This is a genomic window from Kineosporia sp. NBRC 101731 (assembly GCF_030269305.1).
Taxonomy (GTDB): Bacteria; Actinomycetota; Actinomycetes; order Actinomycetales; family Kineosporiaceae; genus Kineosporia.
Window position 1 is genome coordinate 331,498 of the sequence record NZ_BSTC01000001.1, and the last position, 19,127, is coordinate 350,624.

The 19,127-nt window shown below is 69.8% G+C and carries 15 protein-coding genes; 8 read left to right on the plus strand and 7 right to left on the minus strand.

The annotated features are described in order from the left end of the window. The first annotated feature begins 360 nt into the window (after window positions 1-360). The gene (locus QSK05_RS01395) at window positions 361-1,584 is read left to right on the plus strand and encodes a lycopene cyclase family protein (protein WP_285593063.1); all 1,224 of its coding nucleotides are present in this window, start codon (window positions 361-363) and stop codon (window positions 1,582-1,584) included. A 150-nt stretch (window positions 1,585-1,734) separates the two neighbouring features. Then, window positions 1,735-3,429, plus strand: coding sequence for an alpha/beta hydrolase (locus tag QSK05_RS01400; RefSeq protein ID WP_285593065.1), 1,695 nt, complete (start codon window positions 1,735-1,737; stop codon window positions 3,427-3,429). Here the strand turns inward: QSK05_RS01400 and QSK05_RS01405 are convergent, their stop codons facing one another. From QSK05_RS01405 to QSK05_RS01415, 3 genes are read right to left on the minus strand one after another with little or no spacing between them, the layout of a single operon-like run. Continuing rightward, window positions 3,430-5,670 (minus strand): heavy metal translocating P-type ATPase, encoded by a 2,241-nt coding sequence (locus QSK05_RS01405; protein WP_285593067.1) that lies wholly within the window; start codon window positions 5,668-5,670, stop codon window positions 3,430-3,432. A gap of 14 nt (window positions 5,671-5,684) precedes the next feature. After that, window positions 5,685-5,909 carry a heavy-metal-associated domain-containing protein gene (locus tag QSK05_RS01410; RefSeq protein ID WP_285593069.1) on the minus strand — a complete coding sequence of 75 codons (225 nt, stop codon included), beginning with the start codon at window positions 5,907-5,909 and terminating at the stop codon, window positions 5,685-5,687. Window positions 5,910-5,945: 36 nt separating this feature from the next. Next, complete coding sequence (locus QSK05_RS01415; RefSeq protein WP_285593071.1) at window positions 5,946-6,227, minus strand: metal-sensitive transcriptional regulator; 282 nt, start codon at window positions 6,225-6,227, stop codon at window positions 5,946-5,948. A gap of 328 nt (window positions 6,228-6,555) precedes the next feature. Here QSK05_RS01415 and QSK05_RS01420 point away from each other — a divergent pair, with 328 nt between their 5' ends. Continuing rightward, window positions 6,556-7,131 (plus strand): Uma2 family endonuclease, encoded by a 576-nt coding sequence (locus tag QSK05_RS01420; protein ID WP_285593074.1) that lies wholly within the window; start codon window positions 6,556-6,558, stop codon window positions 7,129-7,131. Window positions 7,132-7,146: 15 nt separating this feature from the next. Here the strand turns inward: QSK05_RS01420 and QSK05_RS01425 are convergent, their stop codons facing one another. Continuing rightward, window positions 7,147-7,995 carry a helix-turn-helix transcriptional regulator gene (locus tag QSK05_RS01425; RefSeq protein ID WP_285593076.1) on the minus strand — a complete coding sequence of 283 codons (849 nt, stop codon included), beginning with the start codon at window positions 7,993-7,995 and terminating at the stop codon, window positions 7,147-7,149. Window positions 7,996-8,097: 102 nt separating this feature from the next. Here QSK05_RS01425 and QSK05_RS01430 point away from each other — a divergent pair, with 102 nt between their 5' ends. Beyond that, on the plus strand, window positions 8,098-8,862 hold the full coding sequence (locus QSK05_RS01430; protein WP_285593078.1) for an SDR family NAD(P)-dependent oxidoreductase: 765 nt from the start codon (window positions 8,098-8,100) through the stop codon (window positions 8,860-8,862). Between the two features lie 74 nt (window positions 8,863-8,936). Here QSK05_RS01430 and purB read toward each other — a convergent pair whose 3' ends face one another. Next, window positions 8,937-10,319 carry an adenylosuccinate lyase gene (gene purB, locus QSK05_RS01435; protein ID WP_352300196.1) on the minus strand — a complete coding sequence of 461 codons (1,383 nt, stop codon included), beginning with the start codon at window positions 10,317-10,319 and terminating at the stop codon, window positions 8,937-8,939. A 95-nt stretch (window positions 10,320-10,414) separates the two neighbouring features. Between purB and QSK05_RS01440 the strand changes: the two genes are divergently transcribed. Next, entirely contained in the window at window positions 10,415-10,864 is a 450-nt protein-coding gene (locus tag QSK05_RS01440) for a cupin domain-containing protein (RefSeq protein ID WP_285593082.1), read from the plus strand. A gap of 64 nt (window positions 10,865-10,928) precedes the next feature. Here the strand turns inward: QSK05_RS01440 and QSK05_RS01445 are convergent, their stop codons facing one another. Further along, complete coding sequence (locus QSK05_RS01445; RefSeq protein WP_285593084.1) at window positions 10,929-12,665, minus strand: hypothetical protein; 1,737 nt, start codon at window positions 12,663-12,665, stop codon at window positions 10,929-10,931. A gap of 145 nt (window positions 12,666-12,810) precedes the next feature. Between QSK05_RS01445 and QSK05_RS01450 the strand changes: the two genes are divergently transcribed. The 3 genes from QSK05_RS01450 to QSK05_RS01460 are packed head-to-tail and all read left to right on the plus strand — an operon-like array spanning window position 12,811 to window position 17,601. Next, a complete protein-coding gene (locus QSK05_RS01450; RefSeq protein WP_285593086.1) occupies window positions 12,811-13,731 on the plus strand; it encodes an AAA family ATPase in 921 nt (306 codons plus the stop codon). Between the two features lies 1 nt (window position 13,732). After that, window positions 13,733-14,881 carry a DUF58 domain-containing protein gene (locus QSK05_RS01455; RefSeq protein ID WP_285593089.1) on the plus strand — a complete coding sequence of 383 codons (1,149 nt, stop codon included), beginning with the start codon at window positions 13,733-13,735 and terminating at the stop codon, window positions 14,879-14,881. Continuing rightward, window positions 14,881-17,601 (plus strand): transglutaminase-like domain-containing protein, encoded by a 2,721-nt coding sequence (locus tag QSK05_RS01460; protein ID WP_285593090.1) that lies wholly within the window; start codon window positions 14,881-14,883, stop codon window positions 17,599-17,601. The genes QSK05_RS01455 and QSK05_RS01460 overlap by 1 nt, the downstream gene beginning before the upstream one ends. 30 nt (window positions 17,602-17,631) lie before the next feature. On the opposite strand, the gene QSK05_RS01465 is transcribed toward QSK05_RS01460, so the two are convergent. Continuing rightward, window positions 17,632-19,104 carry a UDP-N-acetylmuramoyl-tripeptide--D-alanyl-D-alanine ligase gene (locus QSK05_RS01465; RefSeq protein WP_285593091.1) on the minus strand — a complete coding sequence of 491 codons (1,473 nt, stop codon included), beginning with the start codon at window positions 19,102-19,104 and terminating at the stop codon, window positions 17,632-17,634. Between the last annotated feature and the right edge of the window lie 23 nt (window positions 19,105-19,127).

The following is a 19,127-nucleotide window of genomic DNA, read 5'->3' on the forward strand; positions in this document are numbered from 1 at the left end:
ATCGCCGGTCACCCGGAGAATCTGAACGATGACTATGTGTAGAGTAAAACCGCTGTCGAGGGGACGACGTCAGCGGTGTGGGCCGGGGGGCCCATGGGATCGGCATCGCCGACGTCGCGCCAGCTCAGCGGGCACGGCCGACGCCCACGAAGGGCGTCTGGCCGCTGACCGGCGCACCACCAATGTCGGGGGACCGGTTGGTGCGCCGGTCAGCGCTCGTTGCCGGCCGGAGAATTCGTCAGCTCATTACCCCCACGGATCGGAAATCCTGTGCGCGTCAGTGGCCAGCCCGTATCTACCGGTGAACCGGGTCCATCGACCGGAGAAGAACGCGGGAGCCGTCCAGGCTCGGGTCCAGCGATGATCCCGGTGGCGCGCCGTCCCGAGCGAGGGGCCGGGATCGTCGTCGACGTGGCGATCGTCGGCGGTGGGGGCGCCGGGCTGAGCCTGGTGCTGGCCCTCGAGCACGCCGCCCGCACCTCCGGGCGCCGGGCGCCTTCGATCGCCGTCATCGATCCGGTGCGGCGGTCCGGTCAGGATCGCACCTGGTGCTGGTGGGCCGGCGCGCACGACCAGCCCGCCTGGCTCCCGCCCCTGCTCACGCAGACCTGGCCGACCATGCGCCTGGTGAACGGCCTGGGCGCCGCGAAGACCTACGACCTGGCACCGCTGCGCTACCAGATGCTCCGCTCCGCCGACCTCTACGCCGCTGCCGATGCCGCACTGGCGCGCATGGGGGGCGTCCGGATCACCGCCGCGGCCGACGGCGTGTACGACGGCATGCCGCACGCCGTGGTGCGGGCCGGGGACGAACGGATCCGGGCGAGCTGGGTGTTCGACTCCCGGCCCTCGCCGCCCTCGACCCCCGGCTCCACGCAGCTGCTGCAGCATTTTCGGGGCTGGACCGTCCGGTTCCCCGAAGGCTCGGCCAAGCTTGACGAAAATGTGGCCACGCTCATGGATTTCAGCGTGCCGCAGCCCGAGCGCGGGGTGGCGTTCGCCTACTGCCTGCCGGTGGCGACCGACACCGCCCTGATCGAGTACACCGAGTTCAGCCCTGCGGTTCTGGATCCCGCACGCTACGACGAGGCTCTGCGGTCCTACCTCGATCGCATCTGGCCCGGCGTGGACTATCGGATCGAGGCGCAGGAAGACGGCGTGATCCCGATGACCGACGCGTCGTTCGCCCGCCGCACCGGTGACCGGCTCTTCCGGCTCGGCACCGCCGGTGGGGCGACCAGGGCGTCCACCGGATATACGTTCTCGGCCATGCAGCGCCAGGCGCAGCAGATCGCCGACTTGCTGCTGGACGACCGGCTCCCGGTGCCTCCCCGTCCCTACCCGCTGCGGCACCGCTGGATGGACGCCGTGATGCTGCGCGCCCTCGACCGCGGTTATGTCGACGGACCCGAGCTCTTCACCAGCCTTTTCGAGCGCAATCCGAGCGACCGGGTGATCCGGTTCCTGGACGGCACGAGCAGCCCGGCCGACGAGCTGGCCATCATGAGCTCCACGCCCGCCCCGGCGATGATGCGCTCGGCGATGGAAGACGCGTCGGCCCGGCTGAAGCGGATCTTCCGCTAGCGAGCTGTCGTCGCACAGAGTATCGACTGATCACCTGATGTGACACTACAGCTTTTCCCATGGCAGAGTCGGTCTGCCGCGGGCAGTCACCGCAGCACCGGGCGTCCTACGGGACATGTTCCGGTAAGCCGACTTTGGGGAATTCACACGATGCTGCCACGGGCCTTCCGGCGTGCCGGAACCGGTGTTCTGATCAGCGCGGTCGCGGGCGGAGTACTGCTCAGCACCACCGGTGAAGCAGTGGCCACGGTCGGTCCATCGTCCAGGAAGAAAGCCGCGGCTGCGGCCGTGGACCGTTACGACGCGCAGAAGCTGCACTGGCGCGCCTGCCTGGACCGGGACGAGATGCCCGGTCTGCCGGACGGCTACTACCGGCTGGAATGCGCCACCCTGCTCGCGCCCCGCGACTGGAACGTGCCGCAGGGCGGCGTGGACATCCGGCTCAAGGTCAGCCGCCTGAAGAGCCTCACGGCCGCGAAACCGGGCATGCTCTTCACCAATCCGGGTGGCCCGGGCGCCGACGGCGCTGATCTGCCCCTGCTGATGGTGAGCGCCCGCCGGAAGAAACTGATGGCGAGCCAGGACGTCTACGGCATGGACGTGCGAGGTGGCGGGGGATCGAGCAACATCACCTGTGGTGGTGCGCAGAATCTGACGGCCGATCCGCGCCTGCGCTCGGAGGCGAGTGTGAACCTGCAGCTCGACGCGGCCGAGCTGACCGCGAGGGCCTGCGACGTGGCCGGCCGCGAACTGAGCCAGTACGTCACCACCTCGCAGACCATCCAGGATGTCGACCTGTTGCGCCGGATCGCCGGGCACGACCGGGTGAACTGGCTGGGCTTCTCGGCCGGCACCTGGATGGGCGCGCACTACGCCACCCGGTTCCCCGAGCACGCCGGGCACCTGGTGTTCGACTCCAACGTCGATTTCACCGGCACCTGGGAGAACGCGTTCAGCCGTCAGCCGCTCGGATTCCAGCGCCGTTTCGAGCATGACTTCGCACCCTGGGTGGCGAGGTACCACAACCTCTACGGCCTTGGTCCCACCCCCAAGGCCGTGATCGCAAGCTACGAAAAGCTGCGCGCCCGAATGACTCCCGATGCCCCGGTGCAGGACGCGGTCACGCTCGACGACGTCATCGCGGGCACCATGTATGCCAAGGTGCTCTTCCCTGACGCCGCCGCGTCCCTGGCCGATCTCAACGGCTACCTGCAGGCCCAGGGCAGTGGAAAGTTCCGCACCGCAGACCGGTACGCCGCGAAGGTGCGCAAGGCAGTGGCCGTGATCCAGCGCGACGGTCTGCGCAACACCTTCTCCGGCGATGCCAACAGCTCCGTGTTCCTGGCCGTGACCTGCCAGGACACGCCGTGGAACGCCAGCCGCGGGTCACTGGTCAAGTCCTCGGCCGAGGCCGGCAAGAACTACCCGCTGATCGGCTGGTCGACGATCGACCAGCCCTGCGCCTTCTGGAACCGGCCCGCCGGCGTCGACCTGCCCACGCCGACCGGACAAGGTGTACAGCCGGTGCTGATGGTGCAGTCGGTCAACGACCCGGCCACCCCGATCGAAGGGGCCCGGGCGGCCGCCGCGAACTTCGAGGGGGCCCGGCTGCTGACCGTCACCGGCGAGGGTGACCACGGCCTCTATGCCGGCGGAAACAGCTGTGTGGACAAGAAGGTCGATGACTTCATCATCAACGGCAAGCTGCCTCCGGTCGGCGCGACCTGCAAGGGCACGGCCCTGCCCGACCCCACCGGCGTCGGAGCGATGAGCACCGCCCGGCTACCGGTCCGGGGCACCAACCCGCTGCTGGCTCTACGCCAGATCAGCGAGCTGGTGCATTGATCAGGCCCGGAACCGCCGTAGCCGCAGCGAGTTCGTCACCACGGCAACGCTGCTCAGGGCCATGGCCAGGCCCGCGATCATCGGGTTGAGCAGGCCGAACGCGGCCAGGGGCAGTGCGGCGACGTTGTAACCGAAGGCCCAGAAAAGGTTCTGGCGCACGATGCGAGAAGTGGCGCGGGAGAGCCGGATGGCCTGCGGCACGGTCTCCATCTCGCCGCGCACCAGGGTGATGTCCCCGGCCTCCATCGCGGCGTCGGTGCCCGTACCCAGCGCCAGCCCGAGTCGCGCGGTGGCCAGGGCCGCAGCGTCGTTCACGCCGTCACCCACCATCGCCACCCGGTGGCCGCTCGCCTGCAGTCTCTCGACCACGGCGACCTTTTCCTCCGGCATCAGCTCGGCGAACACGTCGTCGGGGGCGATCCCGACCGATGAGGCAACCGCACGAGCAGTGGACGCGTTGTCCCCGGTGGCGAGCATCGGTGTCAGTCCCAGCGCCCGGAGCTGGGTGATGGCCTCGCGGGCACCGGGTTTGATGGTGTCGGCAATCGTGAGCACGGCGGCGGGGGTTCCATCGATCCAGACGACGACCGCGGTGCGTCCCTCGGCGGCCGAGACGGCACCGGTCAGAGCACCCGGGAGCGCAGCGACGGCATCACGCTGGTCGTCGACGCTGCTGCCCGACTGTTCCGGAACCATCCCGGAGGCCGCGCGGCCGGGTGCCGACGCGTCCTCCATCGGGTTGGTGGGCAACCACGAAGGCCGCCCGACCCGCACGCGCCGACCATCCACGGTGCCCTCGACCCCGAGGCCCTGGGTGCTGCCGAACTCGGTGACCGTCGGCAGCTCACCGGGAACCGCGGCCACCACGGCCCGGCCCAGCGGGTGCTCACCCGCATGCTCCACGGCTGCGGCCAGGCGCAGTACCTCGTCACGCCGGAACCCGTCGGCCACCGTGACGTCGGCCAGGCTCATCCGCCCCTGCGTCAGGGTGCCGGTCTTGTCCAGCACGATCACGTCGACGTGCTGGGCGTCTTCCAGCGTCTGTGGTCCGCGGATCAGGATGCCCATCTGAGCGCCCCGACCGGTCCCGACCAGCAGCGCCGTCGGGATAGCCAGGCCCAGCGCGCACGGGCAGGCGATGATCAGCACCGACACCGCCGCGATCCCGGCGCTCTGCCAGTCGCCGGTGAGCACCACCCACAGCACCAGAGACAGCAGTGACAACATGATCACCGCCGGCACGAACACGCTGGAGACCCGATCGGCCAGACGCTGGGCCCGGGCTTTACCCGACTGCGCTTCCTGCACGATGCGCGTGATCCGGGACAGCGTCGTGTCAGCACCCACCCGGGTCGCCCTCACCACGATCCGCCCGGCACCGTTCACGCAGGCGCCGGTGACGATTGAGTCTGGTTTCACGTGAATCGGGAGGGGTTCACCAGTGAGCATGGATTCGTCCACATCACTGTCGCCCTCGGTCACCACGCCGTCGGTACCGATGCGCTCACCCGGCCGGACCACAAAAAGGTCTCCCACGGAGAGCTCTTCGGCCTTGATGCGGATCTCCCGACCGTTCTTGAGCAGGTTGACGTCCCGGGCGCCCAGGTCGAGCAGGGAACGCAGCGCAGCCCCCGAGCTACGGCGGGCACGAGCCTCCAGCAGCCGCCCGGTCAGCAGGAAAGTAGTGACTACGGTGGCGATTTCCAGGTAGGGCTCGCCGGTGCCGGTCAGCAGGACGCCCACCGACCAGGCCGTGGCGGCCGTGACCCCCATCGACACCAGCGTGTCCATCGTGGCCGCACCGTGCCGCGCGTTGATGCCCGTGGCCCGGTGGAACGGCCAGGCCGCCCACGTCACCACCGGCAGGGCGAGCGCCAGGGTCACCCAGCCCCAACCGTCGAACCGCAGGGCGGGGATCATCGAGATCGCGGCCACCGGCACCGTGAGGATCCCGGCCAGGATCAGCCGGGGTTTGAGAGCTCTTTCCTGGTTGCTCTTTTCGTCACCACCAGAGGGCGCTTCGGGTGCCGGGAGCGCTGCCGTGTATCCGGTCGTCTCGACCGTGGTGATCAGGTCGGCATCACTCACCCCGCCGGCCACGAGCACGTGGGCGCGCTCGGTGGCGAGGTTGACGGTGGCGTCGACGCCGGCGAGGCGATTGAGCTTCTTCTCCACCCGGGTGGCGCAGCTGGCACAGGTCATGCCGCCGATGGTCAGATCGACCTGCCGGCGGGGAGTCACCTCGGTGTCCACCGTCAGGCCCGGGCGGCGAGTTCGTACCCGGCCTCGTCGACGGCGGCGGCGACAGCCGCGGGGTCGAGGGGTGACTCGCTGACGATGGTGACGGGCGTGGTGCCTTCGGGGTGTAGGTCGATCTCGACCGCGCTGACGCCCGGAAGGGCCGACAGCTCAGAGGTGACCGCCGAGACGCAGTGTCCGCAGGTCATGCCGGTGACATCAATGTTCGTCGTGGTGCTCATGATTTCCTCTCCTGAGGTTTGGCTAGCTAGGTTTGGCTAGCTCCGGACGAGACGGGCGATGGCGTCGGCGGCCTCGGTGATCTTGACCCGGGCCTCTTCGTCGCCCTGCCGCGCGGCCTCGACCACGCAGTGCGACATGTGGTCTTCGAGGAGTCCCAGGCTCACGGCCTGGAGCGCCTTCGTGACGGCGGCGACCTGCGTCAGCACGTCGATGCAGTAGGTGTCTTCGTCCACCATGCGCTGCAGCCCCCGCACCTGCCCCTCAACGCGACGCAATCGCTTGAGGTAGTCCTCTTTCGAGCCGGCGTACCCAGCCATGTCCGCTCCTTCCAGGAAACCCTACCCCCCTAGGGTATGCATAGAGTCAAATGAATCTTGGGCCTGGGTATTCCGGCGGGGGTGGTCCATGAGTTACTCGGGCGAGGTTTCGGGGGCCGAAGGCAGGCCTGCAAGCGCAGGAGATCTTGATGATCAAGCACAAAGTATCCAGTAAAGTACTCTTGGTAATTGATCGGCTGGTCGCACGTGCGTCACTTGAATGCCATCTTTTGTCTGAGCTAGCGATTCGATGGGCCTGGTTGTGTCAGGCGCTGCTTGCGACGCCCCCGGTTAAAGTGATGCAGGGGATGAAGGGAGGTGGTGCCGGATGAGCGCAGAGCCCGTGGAACCGCTCGACGAGTTGGACATGCAACTCGCACGGCTGATGCACCTCGCTCGCCGGCGACCGTTGACGATCGATGATCTGTGGGGCCTGCCTCCGGAACTGGGGCGCACGGAACTGCTCAACGGGAGCCTGATCTTGACACCCCTGCCGGACGTGCAACACCAAGACCTGGTGGCGCGCCTGACTCTGGCATTACGCCAACTGCTGGACGAACCCCACGCACCTTCCCCGGCGTTGGCGCTCCCGGGATGCAACGTCTTCAAACCGGACTCGGACGGAGAGTTGTTCGGGCCTGATGTTGTGGTCATCGATCCCACCAAGGTGGTCCGCATCCATGGCAAGGGCGATGGCGTCTACCCGGACGATGTTCTGCTGGCGATCGAAGTGACCTCGTCGAACGCCAAGATGGATCTCGAGACCAAACGGCAGTGGTTCGAGGCCCATGGAGTTCCGTATGTCGTGCTGGATCGCACCCAGAGTCCGATGACGTTCACGCCGTTCAGGTCCTGGCCCCGTTGGGCGAGGCCGGACGTGCTGCGGGCGGCGGCGGACCTCTGAGGGAACAGGCCGGAGTCAAGAGTTCGGCGATACCGGTGTAGCGGCAGCCCAGGAGGCCAGCATCGGCAGTACCCGGGCCGTCGCCGAGTCGGGCTCGACGGTGTAGACGATGAGCCGCTGGTCCGGGTCGAGTGGACCGGTCAGCATCTCCACGCCGAAGGTCAGGTCGCCGGCCACCGGGTGACGGATGCGCTTGGTCATCGAGGCGTAGTCGAGCACCCCGTGGTCGTCCCACCAACGGGCGATCTCCGGGTCGGCGCGCAGGCGCTCGATGTCGGCGTGCAGGCGCCGGTCGTGCGGTCGCCGCCCGGCCTCACGCCGCAGCGTGGCCACGGTGGCCCGGGCGAAATCGGGCCAGTTGATGATGCGATCGCGGGCACCCGGATCGGTGAGGAGCCATCCGCTCAAGAGCGTGCCGGGCTCCATCGGGTGGCCCAGCACCTCGCGGAGCAAGGTGTTGCGGGCCAGGACCTGTGACCGGTTGCCCAGGAGCAGGGCGGGCAGGTGATCGAGGGCGGACAGCACCCGCAGCAGGCCCGGGTCGGCGACCGGGTCCGGCTCGGGGCGATGGCGGGGGCGGGCCGAGGGGGCGGCGAGGTCGTGCAGGTGGGCCCGTTCCACGTCGTCCAGGCGCAGGGCCCGGGCCAGTCCGTCGAGCACCTCCACCGAGATGTTGGCCTGTCGGCCCTGCTCGAGACGGCTGTAGTAGTCCGGGCTGAGACCGGCCAGTACGGCCAGTTCCTCCTTGCGCAGCCCGGGTACCCGGCGGGCTCCGGGGAACGGGGTCATACCGGCCTGCGCCGGGGTGATCCGGTCGCGCCGGGAACGCAGAAAAGCCCCTAGCGCCGTGCGGTCCTGTGCCATCGCTTCACCGTACGCCAGGCTCTGGACAGCTACCTGGTCATGCTGTGACCAGGTACGACAGGGTGCTGGCCGGGTCGGACACCGACTGCGAGAACTGGTTCCATGACAGACGAACTGCACGGCCGTACCGCCCTGGTCACCGGCGCCACCAGCGGTATCGGCGAGGCGATCGCCCGCACCCTGGCCCGGGCCGGAGCTCACGTGGTGATCGGTGGACGGGACTCCGTCCGCGGTGAGGCGCTGGCCGGCGAGTTGCGCGCGGCGGGTGTCGAGGCCGACTTCCTGGCCGGCGACCTGAACGTTCCGGCGGATCGGGTGCGGGCGCTCGCGGCGCAGGCCCAGGCCCTGCTCGGCGGTCGGATCGACATCCTGGTCAACAACGCCGGCATCTACCCGGTGGGCCCGACGGCGGCCTTGTCCGACGACGATGCCGACGCGGTGCTTGCGGTGAATGTCCGGGCGCCGCACTCCCTGGTGGGTGTGATCGGCCCGGAGATGGCGCAGCGGGGCAGCGGCGTGATCATCAACATCGGCTCGTGGATGTCCCGGGTCGGGGTACCGATGGGCGCGATGTACACGGCCAGCAAGGCGGCGAACGAGCAGATGACGCGTACCTGGACGGCGGAGTTCGGTCCGGCGGGCGTGCGGGTCAACACGGTGGCGCCCGGGATCACTCTCACGCCCGGCAACGACTATGCCCGCGAGCAGGTCGAGGCGCAGGCCTCCGGCACACCTGCCGCCCGGCCGTTGGCCCCGCAGGACATCGCCGACGCGGTGCTGTTCCTGGCATCGGACAAGGCCCGGATGATTCATGGCGTCACGCTCGACGTGGACGGCGGCCTGACTGCCACCCGCCTGCGCTGGTAAAAGCCAGGTAGCAGAATCAGAACGGTGGGCCCGGCGCTGTTTCAGGCGGGGTCCACCGTTCTGAACCCAGTAGTTCAGTGCAGCTGGTCGACCAGTTTCGACGCCACGCCGACGTAGGTGCCCGGCGTGAGCTCGATGAGGCGCTGGGCCACGTCGTCCGGCAGACCGAGGCCGGACACGAACTCGCGCATCACCTCGGCGTCGACCTTGCGGCCGCGGGTGAGCTCCTTGAGCCGCTCGTAGGGCTGCTCCAGGCCGTGCACCCGCATCACCGACTGCACCGCCTCGCCGAGCACCTCCCAGGTGGCGTCGAGGTCGCGGGCCAGGGCCACCGGGTCGGCGTCGAGGCCGGCCAGACCCTTGCGGGCGTTGTCGATGGCGAGCAGCGAGTGGCCGAACGCGATGCCGATGTTGCGCTGCATCGAGGAGTCGGTCAGGTCACGCTGCAGGCGGGAGGTGACCAGGGTCTGCTCGAGCACACCGAAGAGGCCGTTGCTGACCTCGAGGTTGGCCTCGGCGTTCTCGAAGCGGATCGGGTTGACCTTGTGCGGCATGGTCGACGAGCCGACCGAGCCCTGACCGCGCACCTGGATGAAGTAACCCATCGAGATGTAGGTCCAGACGTCGGTGCACAGGTTGTGCAGCACCCGGTTGAACCGGGCCACGTCGGAGTACAGCTCGGCCTGCCAGTCGTGCGACTCGATCTGCGTGGTCAGCGGGTTCCAGGTCAGGCCGAGGTGCTCCACGAAGGTGCGGGAGATCTCGATCCAGTCGGTGTCGGGGGCCCCGGCGATGTGCGCCGAGAACGTGCCCGTGGCGCCGTTGATCTTGCCCAGGAACTCGGTCTTGTCGATGCGGCGCAGCTGCCGGCCCAGGCGGTGGGCGAGCACGGCCAGCTCTTTGCCGAGCGTGGTCGGCGTGGCCGGCTGACCGTGGGTGCGCGCAAGCATCGGCAGGTCGCGCAGCTCGTGGGCCAGATCGGTGATGTCTTCGTGCAGGGCCCAGGCGGCGGGCAGCCAGACCAGGGCCACGGCGTCGCGCACCATCAGCGCGTAGCTGAGGTTGTTGATGTCTTCACTGGTGCAGAACAGGTGGACGATCTCGCCGAGGTCGGCGAGGGAGTGCCCCTCCATGCGCTTCTTCACGTAGTACTCGACGGCCTTGACGTCGTGCAGTGTGACCCGCTCCGTCTCGGCCAGCTCGGCGACGCTCTCGGCGTTGAAGTCGGAGGCGATCGCCCGCAGGTAGGTGACCTCCTCGGGCGTGAGCTTGCGCAGGCCCGGAACGGCCTGGTTCTCGGTCAGGTGGATCAGCCACTCGACCTCGACGTGCACCCGGCGCTGGTTCAGCGCGGCCTCGGACAGGTGCTGGGCCAGCGGCGCCACGGTGGCCCGGTAGCGACCGTCCAGCGGGCCCAACGGCACGTCGCCGAGCACGTTCGGCGGCGAGTTGAGCAGGCCGGGCTGATGCAGGGACGGGCCGGGGCGCGGGGTGCTGAGCTGGGTCACAGGGGCAATGGTCCCATGACGCCGCAGGCTCTACGGTGCTGGCCATGCCGACGCTTCCCGACTGGGCCCACGGCCTCGCGCTCCAGCAGCACCCCGAGGGTGGCTGGTTCGCCGAGACCTACCGATCCACACACGAGGTCGAGCCCGGGCAGCTGCCCGCGGCCGGTTACGAGGGGCCTCGGCCGCTGGCCACGTCCATCGTGTTCCTGCTGTTACCGGGTGAGACCTCGGCCTGGCACGTGGTGCGGTCCGACGAACTCTGGATCCATCAGCGCGGCGGTCCGCTGGCTCTGGGTCTGGGCGGCTCCGACCCGGCCGGCCCGGGACCGGCGATCGAGTCGATCCTCGGAACCGATCCGGGGCAGAGCCCACAGCTGCTGGTCCCGGCCGGCATCTGGCAGACCGCGCGCCCGGCCGGCGACGAACCGGTGCTCGTGGGCTGCGTGGTCACGCCCGGCTTCGACTACCGCGACTGGCGGCTGGCCCGGTCATGAATGAAGGACGAGGTGGTCACCTGGGAGGTGACCACCTCGTCCTTCATCGGTGGACTTTCGAGGATCAGACGGTGGCCGGGGCCTTCTCCGCCTCGGCGACCTCGAGGTTGAGCGCCTCTTCCTCGGCCTTCAGCTCGGCCAGGCGGTCGTTGCTGTTACGCAGCAGGCTGCCGAGCACCAGCAGGGCCAGGCCCACCACGGTGTAGATGATGAAGACGAGCAGGGCGGACTTGCTGCCCTGACCGTCGAAGAACGCCATCGACCGCAGCACCGTGGCGGTGGCACCGGGCGGCAGCAGCTGGCCGACCGTGTCCCACGGCGACGGCAGCCACTCCGGCACAGTGCTCAGACCGGACAGCGGAGCGCCGAACAGCACCAGCACCGCCACGCCCAGACCCAGCGCGATCCGGCCGGCCAGAGCGTTCAGGCCGAGCAGGATGATCGTCGTGGCGAAGAATCCGGCCGCCAGGCCGGCGGCCAGGAGCGGGTAGTTGCCGTGCCAGGTGGAACCGGACACGTAGGTGAGAACGGCGGCGACCGTCAGACCGAGAGCAGCCGAGGCCAGCACCGCGCCACCGACCTGGGCCAGCGGACGGCGACGGTAGAGCAGGATCAGGCCGATCGCGGGCAGGGCGGCGACGATGACCAGCGGGAGCTCGGCGCCGGAGAGGCCGTCGGCGCGCGGGTCCTTGGTCGGCTGGGCCTTGACGTCGGTCACCGTGACCTGGGCCTGAGCCTGGGTCATCAGCGTGTTCGCCACGGTCTGCAGCGCGTCGGAGGCCTGGATGCCGGCCGCCGTCGAGACCATCATCTGGGCCTGGGTGTCGTCCACGTACAGACCGCCGTAGACCTCACGGTCCTCGATGGCGTTCCGCAGATCGGCCTGGGTGGTGTAGGTGTGCACCTCGAAGGTGCCCTTGCCACCGATCTGCGTCATCAGCGTGCTGAGCTGGGAGCTGATCTCCTTGGCCCCGGCCACACCGACCGGTACGTCGTGCGGCTTGGCCTTGGCCAGCGGCAGCGCCATCGACCCGATCAGCAGGGCGGCCAGGGCGGCGAGCGCCACCAGCGTGCCCAGCAGCGGGAAGAGCGTGGCGTTCTTGTCCACCGGGACCTTCTCGGCCTTCTCGACCTTCGCGCCCCAGGGGGCCGGAGGCTGAACCGGCTCGACCGGTCCGGCGGGGGTTCCGGACGTGATCACCTCGGCGGGCTTGGCGTCCGGGCCGTAGCTCGGGGCGGTGGCAGGGGTGGAAGCCGGTCCAGCACCCACGGCGCTGCCGGCGGCGCCGACGGTCGTGGCGGCCAGGCTGGTCTCGATCGGAGCCGTCTTGTCCTCCGGCTCCTCGGCCTTCGCCGTGGTGGTGTCGGCCTTGGCCGTCTCGACCTCGGTCGTCTCGGTGCTGTCGGTGCTGCCGGTGGACGCCTTGTCGGCCGCTGTGGTGGGCAGCGGGCGGAGCGTCAGGTCGGCGGGCTCGGCCTTGGCCGACGTCGCCGGCTTCGCCTCCGGGGCGCTGCCGGAATCGGTGCTGACAACCTTCGTGTCCGCTACCTCGTCCTTGCCGTCCTTGGCCGTCTCGACCGCACCCTCGTCCGTGGTGTCCTGGGTGTCGCCGGGCTCGTCGTCCGTCGTGTCGACGGCGACCTTCGTCTCCTCAGCGGGGGACGCGTCCTTCGTGGACGTCGCCTCCCCGGTGCCCACGGCGTCCTCAGATGAACTCTTCGGGGTCGTCCCGGTGGTGTCCGGGGCCGCCTTCTCCGAGTCGGTTTCGGGTCCTGTACCGGACGCCGAATCGCGGGTCATCGTCTCTCCTCTTCACGGGGTGGTTCACGAGGGCCGGTCGGGGCGCAGATTAGCCGACTCGGCAATGAGTCCTTCACAGACAATTTGACCTGGTCGACCCCAGGTCAAGTTCAAGCACAGCCATCGGCTGCCGACGCAAGAGTGCATGGACGTCGTGCCCGCAGCCCGCCTGGTGGCCAATATCGAGCAGGTGGTGCGCGGGCAACACGCCGCCGTCGAGCTGCTGGCGATCGCCGTCCTTGCCGGCGGGCACGTCCTGATCGAGGACGCGCCGGGCACCGGCAAGACCACCCTTGCACAGTCGGTGGCCCGAACGGTGGGTGGCGTGTTCCAGCGGATTCAGGCAACGGCCGACCTGATGCCCTCGGACATCACCGGCTCGTCGGTCTGGGATCCCAGTCGCCGGGAGTTCAGCTTCGTCCCCGGACCGGTGTTCGCCGACGTGCTGCTGGTGGACGAGCTGAACCGGATGCCCCCGCGCACCCAGTCCGCGCTGCTCGAGGTGATGGCCGAGCGGATGGTCACGGTGGACGGTGTGCGGCATCCCGTCCCACCGACGTTCTTCCTGGTCGCGACGCAGAACCCGTTGGAGCAGCACGGCACCTACCCGTTGCCGGAGGGCCAGCTCGACCGGTTCGCCGTGCGCCTGCACCTGAAGCCGCTGACCTCTGTCGACGAGTTCACGGTGGTGCGGGAACAACTCACCGGGCCCACCGTGGACGCCCTCGAGGCCGTGCTCGACCCGGCCGGCCTGAACCGGCTGCGCGACACCGTGCACGCGGTTTTCCTGGCCGAGCCGGTGCTGGAATATGCGGTCAAGCTCACCCGGTCCACCCGCGCCGACCAGCGGATTCGCGCCGGGGCGGGGTCTCGCGCCGCGATCGCCCTGGCCCGCTGCGCCCAGGCCCGGGCGGTACTGCACGGGCGGGAGTACGTGACACCCGAAGACGTCGCCGAACTCGCCGTGCCGGTTCTGGCCCACCGCATCGTGCCCGCCGTGGCGACGCCGGCCGAGACGCTGATCAGCGAACTGGTCAAGGCCCAGCCGGTTCCGGTGCCGGCCTGAGATGCGACTGGACCGGCAGGGTTTACGGGTCGGACTACGGGTCGGCCGGCGAAAAGAGGTGCGCCTGGTCCGGTCGATCACCCCGGGCGGCTGGCTGGCGATCATGCTGGCGGCGGTGCTGGCGGCGATCGCGATCCGGGCGCTGAACCCCTGGCTGCTGCTCGTGGCCTGCGCCCTGGCCGTGCCGGCGCTGGTGTCGCAGTTCTTCCGGCCTGACCTGCGGTCGGTATCGGTGGCCTTCCGCTCGCCGGAGCGCATGGTGGTGGGCGAGCCGGTCGAGCAGGTGCTCTCGGTGCGCAACGACGGCCGGAACAGCACTCCCGGTCTCGGGGTGGTGCACACCTGCGCCGGGCTGGCCCCGGTCACGCTGGCGGTGCCGCCGCTGCCGCCCGGTGGTCAGGTCGAATTCACGCTCAGCCGGACACCTGTTCATCGCGGTCACACCGAGATCCACGAGATCCGGCTGTGGACCACCGCCCCCTTCGGGATGGCCGGGCACGCCCGGCGGATCCGCCGGGAGGCCGAGTTCGTGGTGCACCCGGCCCGGGTGCCGGCCCTCGAGATCGGGGCGGGCCGCTTCTCGATCGAGGACGCGGTGGGCGCCCGGCTCTCGCAGCCCGGCACCGAGCCGCACGGGTTGCGGGAGTGGCGGCACGGCGACGACCGCCGGCACGTGAACTGGCGGGCCACCGCGCGTCAGCCCCGCCCGGAACAGCTGATCGTGGTGGTACCGGAGCCCGAGGTCGAGTCGCGTCTGGTGCTGGTCGTCACCGGCTCGGCCCAGGACGACGACTGGGAGGACCTGGTCTCCCTGGCCGCCTGGTCGGCCTGTGCCGCGGTCGGCAGCCACGCCGAGGTGACCCTGCTGGCCCCGGGCGTCACCGAATGGACCGGGACCGACGAGCAGCAGATCCTGGACTGGTTCGCCGGGCTGGGCGCCGAGCCCGACCCCGGCGCCCCGATCGTGGACGGTGAAGAGTTCCACGCCGATGTGCATGCCCGGGAGTCCGCCGGGGTCGTCGTGGTCGTGGCCACCACCCAGCCGTTCGGTCTGCACCTGATGGCCGGTCCTGCTGCGATGCCGGGTCCTGCGACGACGCCGGGTCCTGCTGCGATGCCGGGCCCCGCGACGACGCCGGGTCCCGCGTGATGAGCCCGGCCACGCTGCTGACCCTGGTCTCCGCGGCGCTGGCGCTGGGGCTGGCCGGGTTGCTGCCCGCTGCTGTCTGCCTGCTGGTGATGGTGCTCGTCGTGGCCGTGGGCGTGCTCGTACCCCTGAAGTTTCCGCAGGTCACGGGGTCTTCCTGGAGCCGGACCGCAGTGGCCGGGGCGGCCCTGGGCCTGGTGGTGTTGGCCACGGCCCTGACCGGTTCGCGGGCTCTGATCACGGGTGACGTCGACGATCAACTGGCCTCTGCGGCGGCCGTGCTGGCCGTACCCGAGGGTGTGCCTCTCGGTCTGCTCGCGGCGCTGGCTGCCGGGTCGCTGGTCGCGGTGACCCTGGAACTGGGCGACCGGCGCGGGGTGCAGTCCGGTCTGGTGCTGGGGACCGCCGTGCTCGGTCTGGCCTGCGTCGCGGCGCCGTCCGGCCAGCGGCTGCTGATCCCGATCATCCTGGGCTGGCCTGCTGCCCTGTTCGCCCTGACCAAGCTCACCACCGTGCAGGCCCGGCAGGCCTCCGCCGTCACCGCGATGAAGGTGACCGGCCGGCCCGGGTCGGGCCTGACCCCGGCCCTGCGCTGGCGGGTCGTGCCGGTGCTGCTGGCGATCGCGGTGAGCTGTGCTCTGCTGGGGGCCGCCGCGGTCTCCGGGCTGGCCGAGATCGCGATGAGTGCCGCGGCCGGTGCCTCGGGCGGTCCCTCAGCCGGCAGCAACGCCCGGGCCTGGGAGACGAAGTTCCTCGGCGGCCGCATGAGCCTCAACTCCCGCGGACCCCTGAGTGAGACCCCGGTGGCCGAGGTCCCCGCCGACGCGCCCACCCACTGGCGCACCGCCACGCTGGACTTCTACACCGGCACCGGATGGCAGACCACCGGCAGTTCGAGCCTGACCACCGTGCTGGAGTCCGATGGGGACGGGGTGGTGCTCCGGACCGTCGGCGAGGACTCGGCCGGCAGCGTCGAGGATCTGGACGGCACAACGGACAGCGGGGGCAGCTCGACCGCCGGCGGGGACGGCTCTACCGGCGATGTGGCCGGCTCAACGGACGATGTGGACGGCGCGACCGACGGCACCGACGGCACGGACGGCACGGACGGCACCGAGGGCATCGGTGACGACGCGGACGGCACCGCTGGCGATGCGAACGGCACCGACTCCTCCGACGGTTCCGGCCCTTCCGGCTCAGGATCCAGCTCGGACCCGGAATCCGACGCGAACTCCGGTGCGGATCCGACTCCGGTTCCGGGCACCACCGACCCTCTCCTCGACCCCGACCCGGCCTTCCCGAACGATCTGACCAGCCCCGCCGACCCCGGCGACCTGGGCATCGGTAGCAGCAGCCTGACGTCACGCTCCGGTTCTGCCTCGGATTCTGCCTCGGATTCTGCCTCGGACCAGGACCCCGGCTCCGCCTCCGGACCGGTCCCCACCTCGGGATCGAGCTCACCTTCGGGTTCTGGCAGCGGCACCTCGGGCGGCGCCGACAGCCTCGAGGAAGCAGCCGGCTCCCCGGCCTCGACCACTCAGCTCGGCACGGTCCGCAGTGACGAGGTGGTGATCCGGGGGCGGGGTACGGCCCAGCTGATCTCTCCGGGTCGTGTGCTCACGGCGAATCTGCCCGCCCGGTATGCCGACCGCATCTTCACCTCGAACGGTGACCGGGTGATGCTGCCCGCGAGCAACGGCGACGAGTACCGGGTGCGTAGCCAGGTCTATCCCCTCACCGCCCAGCCGGAGTCGATCGGGACCGGCGCTGACGACCCGGTGGGGAGCAACTCGTCCACCAGTGACCAGTTTGACCAGCGCTGGCTACAGGTCCCCGAGAACCTGCCCCCGCGCGTCCTCGATCTGTCCACCGAACTGACCGCGAACGCGTCCACCCGCCTGGCCGCAGTGCAGGCGGTCGAGCAGCGACTCGAGCGGATGATGACCTACACGCTCGACGCCGAGGTGCCGCCGCAGGGCCGTGACGCCGTCGATTTCGCGTTGTTCGACGCGGGGCAGGGCTACTGCGAGCACTTCGCCAGCGCCGAGATCGTGCTGCTGCGGGCGGCGGGCATCCCGGCGCGCATGGTGGTCGGGTACCTCGCCGACGGCAGTGACCGGACCGGCGACGGCCGTCAGGTCATCCGCGGCGCCGCGGCGCACGCCTGGGTCGAGGTGTGGTTCCCGGGTGCGGGCTGGGTCACCTCCGACCCGACCCCCGCGGGCGGCGCCGGGCAGACCTTCATGCAGTCGCTGAACTCCCGGTTCAACCGGTTGATGTCCGATCTTGCCGATCGCACCGTGGCTTTCGTGACCGGCATCGTCGGCCCGGTGATCCTGGTCGCGGTCGGTCTGGTGCTCTGGTTGTTCCGCCGGCCACTCGTGAACCGGTGGCGGCGGCGGTCGCGTCGGGCGCGGATGCCGCAGGAGCACCGGATCGACCTGGTTCTGCGAAAAGCCTTCACCGATCTGGAAGCAGCGCTTGCGCAGCAGGGCGAGGCCCGGGCGGAGAACGAGACCCTCGCGACACTGAAAGACCGGGTGATCGGTGGCCGGGCCTATCTGGAGACGGCGGAGAAGGACGAACTGGAGAGGGCCTTCGATGTGCTGACCCGGGCCCTGTATGCGCGGACTCCACCGGACGAGAATGAATGCCGGGAGGCCGCAAGGATTTTTGACGAGGAGACCGGTCGCCGGCACGACGCCCTGCGAACCTCTCCGTGATTATGCAGAACCACGGAGAGGGTGAAGGGCTCAGCCGGTGGTGAGTTTCGGGCAGTCGGCGCAGTTGATGTAGAGCGGGCACGAGGTCAGGGCACAGGCGACCGTGTGCCCGGCCAGGCCCAGGTAGACCCGCTCCATGTGCATGGCGCGCGATCCCTTGGCCAGCACCACCGCGGGCTCCGAAGAGGCGTCAAGAATGTCCTTGACCTGAGCGAACGCTTCTCGTGCAGACGAGACCGGGTAGATGTCGGCCACGGGCACCCCGCCGTCGGCGGCGCTCTCCCGCAGCGGCGCGGCGGCCTCGCCCACGGTGACCAGATGCGTGACGCTCGTGGCCGCCTTGCGCCCGACCCGGGAGTGCAGCTCGTGCGAGAACTGGCCCAGCTCGCCCATCTGCCCCAGCACGGCCACCTTCACCCCACCGGGCAGGCTGCCCAGCAGGTCGAGCGACGAGATCATCGCGTCCGGGCTGCCGTTGTAGCTGTCGTCGATCATCAGTAGGTCGTCGTCGATGCGCCGCAGCGACGCCCGCCCGGCCGGCGGCTGCACACCCCGCAGTGCCTCGATGCTCTCGCTCGGCGCGATGTCGTAGACCCGCCCCACGGCCACGGCCAGCATGGCCGCGTAACCGAAGTGCCGCCCGGCCGCGCCGGTGCCGAACGGCAGTGACTGACCGTCCACCTCGATCACCCCGCGGGTGCCGTGCTCGTCCACCGTGACGTCGACCGCGCGCAGGTCGTTGCCCTCGTCGAAGCCCACCCGCACCACCGTGGCCTGTGCGGCACCGGGGAGGGCGAGCGTGGTGGAGGTGAGCAGCTGGTCGTCACCGTTGATGATCCACACCCCGCCCGGGCGGGTGTGGTTGAAGATGTCGGTCTTCTCGTTCGCCAGTTCCTGCTGGTCGGCGAAGTTTCCGAGGTGGGCGAAGCCGACGTTGGTGACCACCGAGACGTCTGGTGCGACCAGCCCGGCCAGGTGGCCGATCTCGCCGGGATGGTTCGTGCCGATCTCCGAGATCACCTGGGTCTGCGTGGGCTCGATGGCGGTCAGCGTGAGCGGCACACCCAGGTGGTTGTTGAAGCTCGCCTTGTTCGCCAGGATCTCGAACTTGGACTGCAGCACCTGCGCGATCAGCGTCTTGGCGGTGGTCTTGCCGGCCGAGCCGGTGACCGCGACCACCGAGGCGGTGCTGCGCGCGCGGGCGTGAGCCGCGGCCTGCTGCAGCGCGATCAGGGTGTCGGGCACCCGGATCACCGTGATGTCGAGATCGGCCAGATCCGGAACCTCGGCGAGATCGCGGCTGACCAGCGCTCCCGTGGCCCCGGAACGCACGGCCGCAGCCACGAAGTCGTGGCCGTCGCGCGAAGGACCCGGGATCGCGACGAACAGCTCGCCGCCGGTGATGTCACGGGTGTCGACGCTCGCGCGACTGAACTGTTCAGCGTTCTTCCGCACGACCTCGGCATCCTCGATCGCCGCGAGGACGTCGCCCACCTGGATCACAGAATCGTTCCCTCCACGCACCA